The organism is Enterococcus sp. AZ009, from assembly GCF_050548785.1.
GTDB classification, from domain to species: Bacteria; Bacillota; Bacilli; order Lactobacillales; family Enterococcaceae; genus Enterococcus_D; species Enterococcus_D entomosocium.
This window is the reverse complement of sequence record NZ_CP172960.1, coordinates 3,116,081-3,129,483: the sequence shown is the minus strand read 5'-3', so window position 1 is coordinate 3,129,483 and position 13,403 is coordinate 3,116,081. Positions and strand designations below refer to the sequence as shown.

General features: G+C 43.2%; 14 protein-coding genes. 12 read left to right on the top strand and 2 right to left on the bottom strand.

All coding sequences use genetic code 11. From position 1 onward, the window contains the following. Positions 1-251 precede the first annotated feature (251 nt). Positions 252-434, bottom strand: a complete 183-nt coding sequence (locus IGJ74_RS14805; protein ID WP_005234044.1) for a hypothetical protein — start codon at positions 432-434, stop codon at positions 252-254. A gap of 259 nt (positions 435-693) precedes the next feature. On the opposite strand from IGJ74_RS14805, the gene IGJ74_RS14800 reads away from it, so the two are divergent. From IGJ74_RS14800 to IGJ74_RS14755, 10 genes are all read left to right on the top strand, one after another. Further along, positions 694-1,695: a D-isomer specific 2-hydroxyacid dehydrogenase family protein gene (locus IGJ74_RS14800; protein ID WP_005234045.1), complete on the top strand. Its 1,002-nt coding sequence runs from the start codon at positions 694-696 to the stop codon at positions 1,693-1,695. Positions 1,696-1,710: 15 nt separating this feature from the next. Then, a complete protein-coding gene (locus tag IGJ74_RS14795) occupies positions 1,711-2,814 on the top strand; it encodes an iron-containing alcohol dehydrogenase family protein (protein WP_218192931.1) in 1,104 nt (367 codons plus the stop codon). Positions 2,815-2,826: 12 nt separating this feature from the next. Further along, positions 2,827-3,654, top strand: a complete 828-nt coding sequence (locus IGJ74_RS14790; protein ID WP_087664627.1) for a PTS mannose/fructose/sorbose/N-acetylgalactosamine transporter subunit IIC — start codon at positions 2,827-2,829, stop codon at positions 3,652-3,654. A 19-nt stretch (positions 3,655-3,673) separates the two neighbouring features. Continuing rightward, on the top strand, positions 3,674-4,531 hold the full coding sequence (locus tag IGJ74_RS14785; RefSeq protein ID WP_087664628.1) for a PTS system mannose/fructose/sorbose family transporter subunit IID: 858 nt from the start codon (positions 3,674-3,676) through the stop codon (positions 4,529-4,531). A 15-nt stretch (positions 4,532-4,546) separates the two neighbouring features. Beyond that, the gene (locus IGJ74_RS14780; protein ID WP_005234049.1) at positions 4,547-5,053 is read left to right on the top strand and encodes a PTS system mannose/fructose/N-acetylgalactosamine-transporter subunit IIB; all 507 of its coding nucleotides are present in this window, start codon (positions 4,547-4,549) and stop codon (positions 5,051-5,053) included. Positions 5,054-5,163: 110 nt separating this feature from the next. Further along, complete coding sequence (locus IGJ74_RS14775; protein ID WP_087664629.1) at positions 5,164-6,039, top strand: hypothetical protein; 876 nt, start codon at positions 5,164-5,166, stop codon at positions 6,037-6,039. 24 nt (positions 6,040-6,063) lie between these two features. Continuing rightward, positions 6,064-6,519, top strand: coding sequence for a PTS sugar transporter subunit IIA (locus IGJ74_RS14770; protein WP_005234051.1), 456 nt, complete (start codon positions 6,064-6,066; stop codon positions 6,517-6,519). Positions 6,520-6,539: 20 nt separating this feature from the next. After that, complete coding sequence (gene uxuA / locus IGJ74_RS14765; RefSeq protein ID WP_005234052.1) at positions 6,540-7,637, top strand: mannonate dehydratase; 1,098 nt, start codon at positions 6,540-6,542, stop codon at positions 7,635-7,637. Beyond that, positions 7,634-8,251 carry a bifunctional 4-hydroxy-2-oxoglutarate aldolase/2-dehydro-3-deoxy-phosphogluconate aldolase gene (locus IGJ74_RS14760; protein ID WP_005234053.1) on the top strand — a complete coding sequence of 206 codons (618 nt, stop codon included), beginning with the start codon at positions 7,634-7,636 and terminating at the stop codon, positions 8,249-8,251. The genes uxuA and IGJ74_RS14760 overlap by 4 nt, the downstream gene beginning before the upstream one ends. A gap of 96 nt (positions 8,252-8,347) precedes the next feature. Further along, positions 8,348-9,070 carry an HAD family hydrolase gene (locus IGJ74_RS14755; RefSeq protein WP_430608558.1) on the top strand — a complete coding sequence of 241 codons (723 nt, stop codon included), beginning with the start codon at positions 8,348-8,350 and terminating at the stop codon, positions 9,068-9,070. A 265-nt stretch (positions 9,071-9,335) separates the two neighbouring features. Here IGJ74_RS14755 and IGJ74_RS14750 read toward each other — a convergent pair whose 3' ends face one another. After that, positions 9,336-10,130: an AraC family transcriptional regulator gene (locus IGJ74_RS14750; protein ID WP_176285370.1), complete on the bottom strand. Its 795-nt coding sequence runs from the start codon at positions 10,128-10,130 to the stop codon at positions 9,336-9,338. A 265-nt stretch (positions 10,131-10,395) separates the two neighbouring features. Here IGJ74_RS14750 and IGJ74_RS14745 point away from each other — a divergent pair, with 265 nt between their 5' ends. Together IGJ74_RS14745 and IGJ74_RS14740 are read left to right on the top strand one after the other, a co-directional pair. Continuing rightward, entirely contained in the window at positions 10,396-12,012 is a 1,617-nt protein-coding gene (locus IGJ74_RS14745; RefSeq protein WP_087664631.1) for a glycoside hydrolase family 43 protein, read from the top strand. After that, the gene (locus IGJ74_RS14740) at positions 12,009-13,334 is read left to right on the top strand and encodes an ABC transporter substrate-binding protein (protein WP_087664632.1); all 1,326 of its coding nucleotides are present in this window, start codon (positions 12,009-12,011) and stop codon (positions 13,332-13,334) included. The genes IGJ74_RS14745 and IGJ74_RS14740 overlap by 4 nt, the downstream gene beginning before the upstream one ends. Positions 13,335-13,403: the final 69 nt, after the last annotated feature.

The following is a 13,403-nucleotide window of genomic DNA, read 5'->3' as shown; positions in this document are numbered from 1 at the left end:
TTGCAGGATCAGTGAAAGAAACTACGGTAAAAAAGGAATCGATCTAGTTTCAGCCAGCATTGAGTGAAGCACATCGATACCTGCCAAACGTAGACTTTAGCCGATGTTACCTACAGGAAAAGCGATCAGTCGAATCACGGTCAAGGGTTAGAGCCAGCTTGATTGAAAGGGGGATTCAAATAAGAAAGATTCTAACTACTGACTGCTCATTTTTTCGCTGATGAAATGAAACCGCTTTTCTGTCGGGCAACTTAGTTATCGGGTTGTGTTGATGGCAAAACAGTTAACTTGGTTACAAAATCAGGTGTTTTTGCAAGCTGTTCGCCAATGGCATCGAAGCAAGTGAGAGGCAATGAAGAAAGGGTCAATTGGGAAACCAACGTCGAACTGGATTTGATTTCGTACCAGTTGGCTTGAAATCTCGCTTTACTCATTACTGATTGCTAGAAACATTCGCATAATTTTTGAAATCCCATTGCTAACAAGGCACACTGATAAGATTGGTAATCCTAAGACAGCAAAATAGACTGAATAAATTGCGCTAGCGATCAATTTGGTGGTAGTTGCAGACGCCGTGAGTTTACTCATGATAAACATTTCACAAGAAAACGATTTCTGGAAAAAGATGTGTGGATAAAAAATGGATCTAGCGACCATGAGATGGTCATAAGAAGCTAAGAGAGGAGCGAATCAATGGGAAATTTCAAGATCGCTGTGGTGAATTCAAGCAGTTTTGGCAAAGTGTTTCCAGAGCATATCCAACGCTTGCAAGCGATTGGACCAGTGAACTACTTTTCCTTCGACAGTGAGATCGGTGGCAAAGAGTTGGCGAAAGCATTGGCGGGTTATAACATCATCATCGCTAGTGTGACCCCTTTTTTTACAAAAGAATTTTTTGAAAATAAGGATGAACTCTTACTAATCACACGGCATGGAATCGGGTATAACAACATTGATTTGGCAGCAGCGAAAGAACATCAAACGATTGTTTCAATCATCCCTGCTTTGGTGGAACGGGATGCGGTGGCTGAAAACAATGTAACGAATTTACTGGCACTCTTGCGTTGTACTGTGGAATCAATGACGCAAGTGCGCGCCGACCAATGGGAAAAACGAGCAGATTTTGTCGGCAGAGCATTGTTCAATAAAACAGTTGGCGTTATTGGGGTAGGCAATACAGGAAGTTGTGTAGTGGAGATTTTAAGAAATGGCTTCCGTTGTGATGTTTTGGCATATGATCCGTACAAATCAGCACTGCATATTCAGAGCTTTGGTGGCAAAAAAGTGGAATTAGATGAATTATTGGCCAAATCAGACATCATTTGTCTTTGTGCGAATTTAACAGAAGAAAACTACCATATGATTTCCTTTGCTGAAGTCGCTAAGATGAAGGATAAAGTCTATCTCTCGAATAGTGCACGGGGAGCATTATTAGATGAAGCTGCCATTGTAAGCGGGTTGAAAAGTGGGAAAATCGCTGGTTTAGCAACAGATGTTTTGGAAGAAGAACCAGGAAGCAAAGACCATCCTTATCTTGCCTTCGACAATGTCGTGATGACGCCACATACCTCTGCTTACACATTAGAGTGTTTAGAAGAAATGGGCAATAAATGTGTGACGGACATCGAGAGAATTACCAAAGGATTGTTACCAGATCGCGCTGTACAAGCACAAAGTAAATTTCTAGCAGTTTAAAGGAGTGTGAAAGAGATGTTAACAGATTTAAAGGTAAAGATAGGTCCACAAGTGTACCGCTATCATGAAGGAGCAATTGATTTTGTGCCAACGGTGCTAGCCGAGTATCAAGTAAAACGATTGTTGATTGTTCATGGGACTGTTTCGTGGGAAAAAGCACAACCAAAAATGACGTTTTTGAAGTCACTGCCCATAGAAATTTTTTACCATCGTTATACTGGCGAATGCAGCTATTATGGGACTGAATTGATTGAAAAAATTGCGCAAGAAAAAGAAATTGATTTTATTCTCGGCGTTGGTGGCGGGAAATTGGCGGATTTAGTTGGTTATGCTGCCCATAAAACCAATTTGCCATTCGGATTGATTCCCACATTAGCGAGCAACTGTGCTCCTTGGACACCGTTATCGGTAATGTACAAAGAGTCAGGAGAAGCAGAAGGGAAAACGGAGCACTATTTGAGACAGGCGGCTTTTTTGATCACTGACCCAACTTTAGTCATTGATGCACCGGTGGACTACTTTATCGCTGGGTTGGCTGATACCTTGGCGAAATGGATCGAATCCGAAGCGATCCTTGCTCAGCCACATCTCCAAGACGAACCATTCTTGCAGATGGCTGGCTATACAGCCAAATTATGTGAAACAGCGATTTTATCTCAATCGAAGCAAGCCATTATAGATATGGAACAGCAAGAAGTCACTGATGCCTTTTGTCATTTGTCTGAGATCATTATAGCTGTCGCTGGTATGGTCGGGGGCTTAGGTGACAAATACGCCCGGAATGCTGCGGCTCATGCGATGCATGATGCCATCAGTAAATATTTGCCTGAGAGTCACCGCTTTCTTCACGGAGAAAAGGTTGCTTATGGGATGTTCTATCAATTAGCTCTTGAAGAAAAATGGGCAGCGATTGATCAGCTGCTGCCATTCTATCAAGAGTTACATCTACCAATGAGCCTCCACCAAATGGAAATCTATCCTAAAGACGAGCAAGTGATCGATCAGTTGGTAGCCTTTATTGATTCGAAAGAAAAAGTTCATCTGATTCCGGTCGAAGTCAACAAAGAACGTTTGAAAGAAGCTATTTATGCGTTAGAAACTTATTTGAAAGATGTATAGGAGGAGCAAAAAATGGATACATTGAGCATTACACAAAGTTTACTGATTGCTTTATGGGTGGCAGCAGTCATGTCTCGTTGGCTCGGTGGAGGCGCAACGCTGACTTTACGATTTTCGCCATTAATGACCGGCTTGATCGTCGGTATAGTGATGGGGGATGTCAAACAAGCGATGATCGTTACTGCAGCGTTGCAAATGATCTATATGGGGGTTTTTGCTCCGGGCGGGTCAATGCCAGCAGAACCATCAGTTGCCGCAGCGATTGCTGTGCCCGTGGCTTTACTTGGGAATCTTCCTGCAGAAGCCGCGATTGCCGTAGCAGTGCCGGTTGGTTTGTTAGGAAGTTACCTATATCAGTTCCGGTTCTTTATCAATACCTTCTTAGGAAAATATACGGATAAAGCAGTAGAAGATCTTAATGCCAAAGCAATGAGCCGTTCCATTATTTTATACCCGACATTGGCTTCATTTATTCTATATGTACCGCTGATTTTTATCTCGCTTTATTTTGGTGCCCCACTGATCGCTGATGTAATCAATGCATTAGAAGGAACTGTAGTTATTCATATTTTAGAAGTTGTTGGTGGTGGTTTAGCGGCAATCGGGATTGCGACAACGGTCTATGTCATTGGCCGTAAAGATTATATGGTCTTTTTCTTCCTAGCTTATTTCATGAGTGTGGTTTTAAGTTCACTGGAAATCACCATGGTAACTTATTCGATTTTTGGTATCTTGATTGCATTGATTTTTGTCCAGTCTCAAAAAGGAAAAATAGCGCCTGCTGCAGAAAAAGCGTCGTCAACTTTTGAAGAAGACGATGATTACGATGATGGTTTTTAACCGATAAGGAGGAGCAATAATGTCAGAAATGGTTCAAAATGCACAAGGTGCGCCCGAAGAAATTACCACAAAAGATGTGACTAAAGCCTATTTAAGATGGCATTTCGCAAATGAAATCCCTCACTCATTCGAACGTTATGTGGCACCTTCGCTTTTATATGCAATGATGCCGATTTTGCGCAAACTCTATAAAGACGATGATGCGTTAAAAGCTGCTTACAAACGACAACTGCTTTTCTTCAATACACAACTGAGTTGGGGTGGCGGAGTCATCACTGGATTGATGTCTTCGATGGAACAGCAGCGAGCTGAAGAAGAGTATGAGAAAAAAGAGATTTTGATGCAAGATGATTTGATGTACAACACCAAAGCCGGTTTGATGGGGGCTTTAGCAGGGATTGGTGATGCCATCGATTCAGGAACTGTGCAATACATTTTCATAGCGATTGCGGTGCCATGGGCACAACAAGGGAACCCATTAGGATCCCTCTTCCCATTCATTTGTTTTGCCCTGTATCAAGTTTCCATCGGCCTATTCTTTGCTCGTCAAGCCTTTTCAATGGGGCGCAATGCCACTGGACTGATGCAAAGTACAGGTGTTCAAACAGCCATTGAAACGCTATCTGTTTTAGGTTTATTCATGATGGGGGTATTGGCAGGAAATTATGTGAATGTGAGTTCTTCTCTAAAATTTGATATCTCAGGAAGAGAATTTATTATTCAAGATATTCTTGATCAGATCATACCAGGGATCTTGCCATTGGCTGTCGTAATGGGTGTCTACTGGTTCTATAACAAAAAGGGACTGAAAGTGACTCAAGCACTGCTATGGCTGACTTTGATCTTGATCATTTTAGCTGGTGTAGGGATTTTATAAAAAGGAGTGTCAAAAATGGGTGTAGTAAATTTAGCACGAGTAGACGAGCGATTGATCCATGGGCAGGTCATGATGACCTTGTCGCAAAAAAGCGGAGTCAACTCGATCTTTGTAGTGGATGAGGTAGTAGCTAAGGATAAGTTCATGCGGGAACTATACAAAAATGCCGGTAGCCGAACAGGGCAAAAAACGATCGTCGTTACACCAGAAAAAGCCAAATTTTACTGGGATGAATACAACTTCAAAGATTACAACTGTATCTTGATCGCCAAAACCGTCAGCGTGATGTACGACTTAGTCAAACACGGCGTGCCGATGAAAGAATTGAACATAGGCGGTATCGCCCAAAAAGATCCCGAGAAGGATCTCTTGGTAACAAAATCTGTTTATTTAAATCAAGCTGATGCGCAAAAACTCAAAGAAATGAATGAAGAATATGGTGTGGAATCAATCTATTTTCAGGCAACGCCTTCTGCACCGAAATCAACACTGAAGGATGTTTTGAAACAGTTCAAGTTATAAGTAGCATACTAATTCATTTATATCTAAGGAATATTGTGAGGGAAGCTGGGGGATCTCGCAAGGAAAAGAGGTCCTCCAGTGTCAGTAAATTGTGAATAGGAGAATCCGCCATGAATCAAACAGAAACATTTCGTGATTGGCTGTTTCGTTATCGGTATGTCTACCGAGCGCGATCAACGGATAAAAGCAAACAAAGATTTTTGAAGGCACTCATCGCGGATATCATTCCATTTCGCAAAGACCTTCAGGTGATCGAGTATGATCACACGAAAAAAAATGCCTCACGCAATTTGTATGTTGGTGATCTGACTAAAGCAAAACGGATCATCTGCACGTATTATGATACACCGCCAGAGCATTTCGGCGATTACCATTTTTTTGATCGGCAGGAGCAAGGCCGTAAAACAAATCAATTTATTCTGACTGCTTCAGCAGTGATGATTCTTTTAGGGCTGTTGGGAACTTGGCTTTATATCCACTTTGCTTCAGGGAGATTTCCCTTATTGTCTTGGCAAACAGCACTTTTTGCTTTAGGGGTCGGTGTTTATTTTCTGCTATTAAATCGCGTAAGCCACGGGGCAGGATTTCAGCAAAATCTAACCCGCAATACCTCCTCTATCTTAGCGCTGCTGTCCTTAATCAGTCAAAACAGTCAAACAGCGACGGCCTTCGCATTTCTTGATGAAGGAAGTTACGGAGAACGCGGGTTGGAAGTGTTACGTGATTCAGTAAGGCCGAATGCGAAGATTTATTATTTAGATTCTATTGGTGCCGATGCTCCGATTCGAGCTATCGGCAAGCAATTCAATGAAGGGCAACTGCAGCAGTTGGCGATCGAACACAGTAGTGAAGCAATGGGCAGCATCAACTATCTGTTTTGTGCAGAAAAGCATCAGGATCAGACGTATGTGCTGCCTAGAAAACAATTAAAGCAAAAAGAGCTGAATCTGAGGAATATGCAAAAAGTTCTTGCGTTATTTGGTTAGGAAGCGAAAAAGGAGGAATAACATTTGTTAGGAATCGTATTGGCAACTCACGGACAGCTGAGTACTGGTTTTAAAGATGCTGCAGAGGTGATCATGGGCAGTGTCGAAAATATTGCGGTCGTTAATTTGAACCACGGAGAGGATATTCAACTTCTGGGAAACAAAATCCATGAAGCGATTCATGAAACAGATCAAGGGGACGGTGTCTTGGTGTTTGCTGATCTATTGAGTGCGAGTCCCTACAATCAGTCGGTTGTAACGATCAATCAATTAGAAGAATCGCTTCAGGAAAAGACGTATGTGATCGGCGGGGTGAATTTGCCGATGGTATTAGAAGCGATCAATCACCAATTTTTGGCGACACCGATTGAACAGGCGGTGGCAGCAGTGATCCAGCAAGGAGAAAACAGTGTAGCGCTTTGGCACAATTCTTCAGCAGGTGATAGTAGCGAAGAGACTGATGAGGACGATGATTTTTAAAAACGAAAGGATGACAGCAAATGCAATGGGGGTTTCGATGGTACGGGGAAGGGGATACGATCCCGTTAACGAATATTCGACAAATTCCAGGAATGCACGGCATTGTAGGAACACTTCTAAATAAAATGCCTGGAGATGTCTGGGAGATTTCCGAAATCAACGCACTAAAAGCATCAATTGAAAAAGAGCATCTTTCACTATTAGGGATTGAGAGTGTGGCGATCCACGATGCGATCAAAGCCGGAACAGAGGAACGGGATCACTACATCGATCAATATATTCAAACAATTCGGAATTTAGCAGCTTGTGATGTACATATGATCTGCTATAGCTTCAAACCGATCTTCGGCTGGGCAAAAACAAATCTATTTTATCAAAACGAGGATGGCAGCTTCTCTTTGCTCTATGATCAAGCCGTTGTGGATGATATGGAACCTAGTGAGATGTATACGCTGATCCATAGCCAATCAAAAGGCTTTAAATTGCCAGGCTGGGAAGAAGAACGACTGAAAAAGTTCCAGCGTTTGATGGCAACTTATGAAGGGGTCACTCAAGAGATCCTCTTTGATAACTTAAGCTATTTCTTAAAGCGGATCATTCCTGTGTGTGAAGAAGTAGATGTGAAAATGGCGATCCATCCGGACGATCCACCTTGGGAAATTTTTGGTTTGCCACGGATCACCAAAAATTTAGAGGACTTGAAAAAAATCATGGCCATCGTGGATTCGCCTTATAATGGGGTAACGTTGTGCACCGGTTCGTTAGGTGCCGATCCAGAAAACGACATGGTGGAGATCGTTCATGGCTTAAAAGGCCGCATCAACTTTGTTCATTTTCGCAATGTGTTGTTTATGGGGGAACGCAAATTTAAAGAATCTGCCCATCTTTCCACTGAAGGATCGTTAGATATGTATGCCATTATGAAAGCCTTGGTTGAGGTCGGTTTTGATGGTGTCATCCGTCCTGATCACGGGCGGACGATCTGGGGGGAAGTGGCGATGCCAGGCTATGGTCTGTATGATCGCGCGATTGGTATCAGTTATCTTCAAGGGCTTCATGAAGCCGTCTTGAAAGAGCAAATGCAATCGAGGGGAACGAAGGGAGGAGAGAGCGTATGACACTCTATGAACAATTGGCAAAAACAAGGGTGTTGCCTCTTTACACTGCAACAGACCTTACCTATTTGCCAGTAGTAGAATCACTGCTGATTGAGCATGAACTGTATTTTATTGAAGTGACCTTCCGCAGTGACCTTGCTTTAGAAGCGATTGAAAAACTCTCTCAATCGGGCAAATTGATCGTAGGCGCAGGCACGGTCCGCACCTTAGAACAAGCGAAAGCAGCGGTTGAGAAAGGGGCGCGCTTTATTGTTTCCCCTGCTCTTGTACCTGATGTGGTGGAATTTTGTCTTGCCGAAAACATTCCAGTGTTTCCAGGGACAGCTACCCCCAATGACATTCAACGGGCAACGGATTATGGCTTATCAGTTGTGAAATTTTTCCCTGCGGATATCTACGGGGGCTTGTCGGCAATCAAAGCCCTCAGTGGTCCGTTTTACGATATTCGATTTGTCCCAACTGGCGGAATCACTCTCGAAAATGTTCAAGACTATTTATCTGATCCGCAAGTATTAGCGGTTGGCGGCTCCTTCATTCTGTCAGAAGCGCTAGTAAAAGAAGGGCGGGAAAAGGCTGACAGCCATTTGGCGCATGTAAAATCATTGCTAAGTTGAGCAGTCAGCTGTAAATAAACAAGATGAAGCAATGGGTGCCAAAGGATTTTGGTACCATTGCTTTTTTATTCGCAGAAAAGCAAAGGAGGCCATAGGATGGAGAAGATAAAACTGGTGATTTTTGATATGGACGGTTTGATGTTTGAAACAGGTCGGTTAGCTTACCGCGCCTATTTAAGAGCCGCGGAGGAGTATGATTTTGAAGTTTGCCAAGATGTTTATTATTACCTGACTGGCAGAACGGAAGCAGATATTCGTAAAGGGATGCAGGAACTTTATGGCAGTACGGTACCAACGGATCGGTGGCGAGAAGCGATGAATCGTCAGAAAGAAGTGATTTTAGCTGAAGAAAAACGGGTTTTCAAAAAGCCCGGCCTTCTTGAACTATTGGAAGCATTAAAAAAACAAGATTGCTTGATAGCCGTGGCGTCCTCTTCGTCGAAAGAAAAAATCAAGGCGTATTTTGAAATGGAACAGATGCCAGATTGGTTTGATACGGTGGTTTCTGGGGATCAAGTGCGAAAGGGCAAACCTGATCCAGAAATCTTTCTGACAGCATGCCAACAATTAGGCGTAAAGCCTGAAGCAGCCTTGGTATTAGAAGATTCTCTAGCCGGCATAAGAACCGCAAAACAAGCCAAGATCCCAGCTTTTCTGATTGCGGATGATTTGAGTATTTTGCCAGTCAAGAAAAATGGGAAATATCCTTTGCTTAAACAGCCAAAACTTGAGCAAGAAGTAGCTGCACAGGTGAAAACTTTTTCTGATCTGACGGAAGTCAGAGACTGGCTAGTCGTGAATCATTTTTCTTGGGCTTGATCGTTATTCCAAGAAGCTTCGATAAAGCAAACGGCATTAAGCAAGAACATACGGTGCTGTAAATCAGGCATAGCGTTGCGGAATCGGTAAAACAACAAAGGTTCATTTTGGCAATTGGTTTTTTCCTGCTCATTTCTCTATGAAGAAGGGGAGCGTTTGAACGTTTTTCACTACTTTCTGGGAACGTGGCAAAAGGCTGACTAGAATAACGAGTAAGATTGTAGCAGCTCACTTTATAGGTAAGTGAAGCTGCTTTTTTGTTTTGCTATTCCTTCAGCAATGAAAAATGAGCATTGTGTGTTAAGCGGTATTCTTTCGGAGTCAGTGAGGTCAAAGCTTTGAAATTTCGATTGAAGGTTCGCACATTTTGAAAGCCAGCCTGTTCTGCTACTTCCGTAATCGGCAAGAGACTATGAGTCAGCAAAAAAGAGGCATGGCGAATTCTTGCTTGATTCAAAAGCCGAGGAAAGGTGCTTTTCAATTTCTCAGTGATCATTCTGGAAACGTAGACGCTACTATAACCGATACTGCTGCTTAGTTTTTCGAGCGTCAGCTCTTCTTTGAAGTGTGACTCGATATAGGCAAGCAGCTGGATCAGGATATCCTCTTGATTTTTGGCTGGTAGTAAAGTCGTTTGGTGCTCAAAAAGGTAAAGGACTTGATACAGTGCCGATTTTCGTAAATAGAGGGAATCCGTTTCAAATAAAGGATAGTAGAGCTGCTTGGCAACAGATGGATCAATGGTGATAACCGGATCTGACAAAGCGAAATCTTTGGTTTTGGCATAAAAATCTGGAATAAACTCCGGCGAAAAAACCAGAATATGCAGTTGTGATTCCTTGGGGGTTTCGATGGCATGGGTCTGGTAAGGCATGACTAATAACACTTGGCCAGTTGTAAGGACATAGGGACTTTCTTCGATTTTGACAACCGCTTCGCCTTCACTACAAAAAAGCAATTCAAAGGAACGATGAAAATGTTCCATGTAATTAAGCGAGTAGGGATGGTAACTGGAAACGCCTAGGTATTCGCCAAAATGATATTCTTCTAAAATGGTCACGCAATCTTTCCTCCATTTTTTGTCTATCGATGTGTGGAAATCGTCCTGTGAATGATAGCGATTTCATTTTATAATTATGACAGTTCAGCTGAAGAAAGTAAATAGAACAATGATTAGTGAATATTTTTAAAATGGACTGCAGTAACAAGTTTCTTTTTTTAGTTAGGTATATTAGTAAAGAAAACTTACTAACTGAAAGAAGCTCATTCCTACTGACTCTCAGTTGAATCACAAAATGCCAAAAAGGGAAAGAGGAGGAAATTTTTTGATTACCAATCCGATACTAACAGGCTTTCATCCAGACCCGAGTATTTGTCGTGCAGGAGAAGATTATTACATTGCTACGTCGACCTTTGAATGGTTTCCAGGTGTGCGCATCTTCCATTCGAAGGATTTGAAGAACTGGCGCTTGATCAGTACACCAGTCAATCGTGTCAGTCAGTTGAATATGCTGGGAAATCCTGATTCTGGGGGCGTTTGGGCGCCAAACTTAAGTTACAGTGATGGTCGTTTTTGGTTGATTTATTCAGATGTCAAAACACAATCCAATAGCTGGAAAGATGTGAACAATTATTTGATCACCTGTGAAACCATTGATGGGGATTGGTCAGAACCAATCTATATGAATTCTTCTGGTTTCGATCCCTCTTTATTTCATGACGATGACGGCAAAAAATATTTTCTGAACATGGTCTGGGATTATCGCCCGACAAACCATTCCTTTTATGGGATCGCTCTCCAAGAGTTTGATTGGCAAGCCAAGAAATTGGTGGGGCAGCCCAAAATTATCTTCAACGGAACAGAGCGCAAATTGACTGAAGCACCGGTCATGTATAAAGTGAACGGCTATTATTATTTATTGACGGCAGAAGGCGGCACCCAATTTGAACATGCAAGTACCATCGCTCGTGGAACGCACATCGAAGGGCCTTATGAAGTTCATCCTCAAAACCCTCTAATTAGTTCATGGGGACAGCCAGAGATCCCGCTACAAAAAGCCGGTCATGGTTCATTTGTGAAAACGCAGACCGATGAATGGTATTTTGTTCACTTAACAGGACGAGCGCTGAAGTATCCAGAAACACCCCTCTTAGAAAATCGCGGCTATTGCCCGCTCGGACGAGAAACAGCGATCCAGTCTGTTTACTGGGAAAATGATTGGCCGTATATCACAGGCGGGAACTTTCCAAAAGCGGAGGTCCCACAGCCACAGCTGCCCGAACATCCGTGGGAAACAGAATCAGGCTTTGATGATTTTGAAGATGCGTCGTTGGCACCAATGTTTCAAACCTTGCGGATTCCTTTTTCTGAGGAAATCGGTAGTTTGACCGCACGACCAGGGTATTTGCGCTTGTATGGGCGAGAGTCGTTCAATTCCTTGTTCCATCAAGCACTGGTGGCAAGAAGATGGAGCGATTTTCGTTTCGAAGCAACGACTGCCGTCGAATTTTCGCCGACCTCGTTTCTACAGTTGGCAGGCATGACGAATTACTACAATACACAAAATTGGTCGGCGATCTACATCACTCATGATGAGAGGAAAGGAAAAATCATCACTGTATTGGCAAGCGAAAAGGGCCAACTGAAGAGCCAAAAAGTATCAAAAGTTGTGATACCAGCCGATGTACAAACGGTCTACTTCAAAACGATCGTCAATTATGCCCACTATCAATACGCGTACTCCTTTGATCAAAAAGAGTGGCAGGTCATCGATCAGCTATTTGACAGCTTGCAATTGTCTGACGACTATGTGGCAGAACATTACGGTGGGTTCTTTACGGGGGCTTTTGTGGGGATGTTTGCGATCGATACGACTGGCAATCGTTTGGCGGCTGATTTTGATTCATTTGACTATCAAAAAATCGAGGAGGAAGAAAGATGAAAAATTGGAAACGGGTCTTACAAACAGCGTCAGTGGCGGGCTTAGCGGCTTTTATGCTTAGTGGCTGCGGGAATGGTTCAGGAAACAGTGGCTCGGATAACAGCGCAACGGGAAGCAGTGGCAAGGATGAACTCGTGGTTTGGACCTTTACTTCAGAATTATCAACGATGATCAATGATTACTATTTGCCGGCGCATGACGATTTGGCCTATGACATTCGGATCGTGGAGATTCCTTCTGACCAATTCGAGACCAAGCTCGATCCGATTCTCGGTTCCAAAGATGCACCAGATGTGATTGCTTTAGAATCTGCCTTTGTCAAAAAATATGTGGAATCAGGGATGATGGCAGACCTTGGTTCACTGGGACTTGATGAAGCCGCGGCAGATACGTATCAATATGTCAAAGACGTAGGAACTTCAAAAGACGGGGTTCTTCATGCCTTGGCTTGGCAAGCTGCTCCTGGCGGGTTTTATTACCGGGCGTCGATGGCAGAAGAGCTGCTAGGGATCGATGATCCAGCGGCTGCGCAAGCGGCCTTGTCAGACTACGACAAGTTCTATGAGGAAGCCAAAGCAGTCAAAGAAAAAAGTGGTGGAACCACCTATATGATCTCTAGTGTCCAAGATTTGGCGAAGCCTTTTTATGGTCAACGCGAACATGGCTGGGTTGAAGACGGTAAATTAGTGATCGACGACAGTTTGTATGATTTGTTGGATATATCACGAAAATTTGTAGAAGAAGGCCTGACACAAGATACAGAAGGACAATCAGAAGCTTGGTTTGCTGGAATGAATAGCGACAATGTATTCGGTTATAGTTTGCCGACATGGGGACTGCACTATTGGTTAAAACCAAATGCGACAGCTGCCGATAACTCCAGCTCAACAGAAGGGGACTGGCGCATGATCCAAGGACCGTCGTCGTGGTTCTGGGGCGGCACATGGATCGGTGCTACGGCAAATTCTGAGATGCAAGAAGAAGCGGCGCAATTGGTGGCTTACTTGACCACAGATCAAGCATTTTTAAAACAATGGGCCGAAGATACCGGTGATTTTGTATCGAATGAGCGAGTCGTTGAAGAAATTAAAAGCGAATACCAAGAGGAATTTTTAGGCGGTCAAAACCACTATGCAGAATTTGCCGATATGGTTCAAGACATCAACGCGAAAATTCTGACCGAGTATGACCAGACGATTGAAACCCTCTTTACGGATAGTTGTTTGACACCATATTCAAAAGGTGAAGTGGATCAGGAAACGGCGATCCAAAACTTTAAAGATGCGGTTGTCAATGCTTATCCAGATGTTCAAGTAGATTAGGTGTTGTTGAAACCGGCACCGAAGACGGGGTCGGTTTCAACCTTTTCTAGGTACGATGGCGCTGCTTAA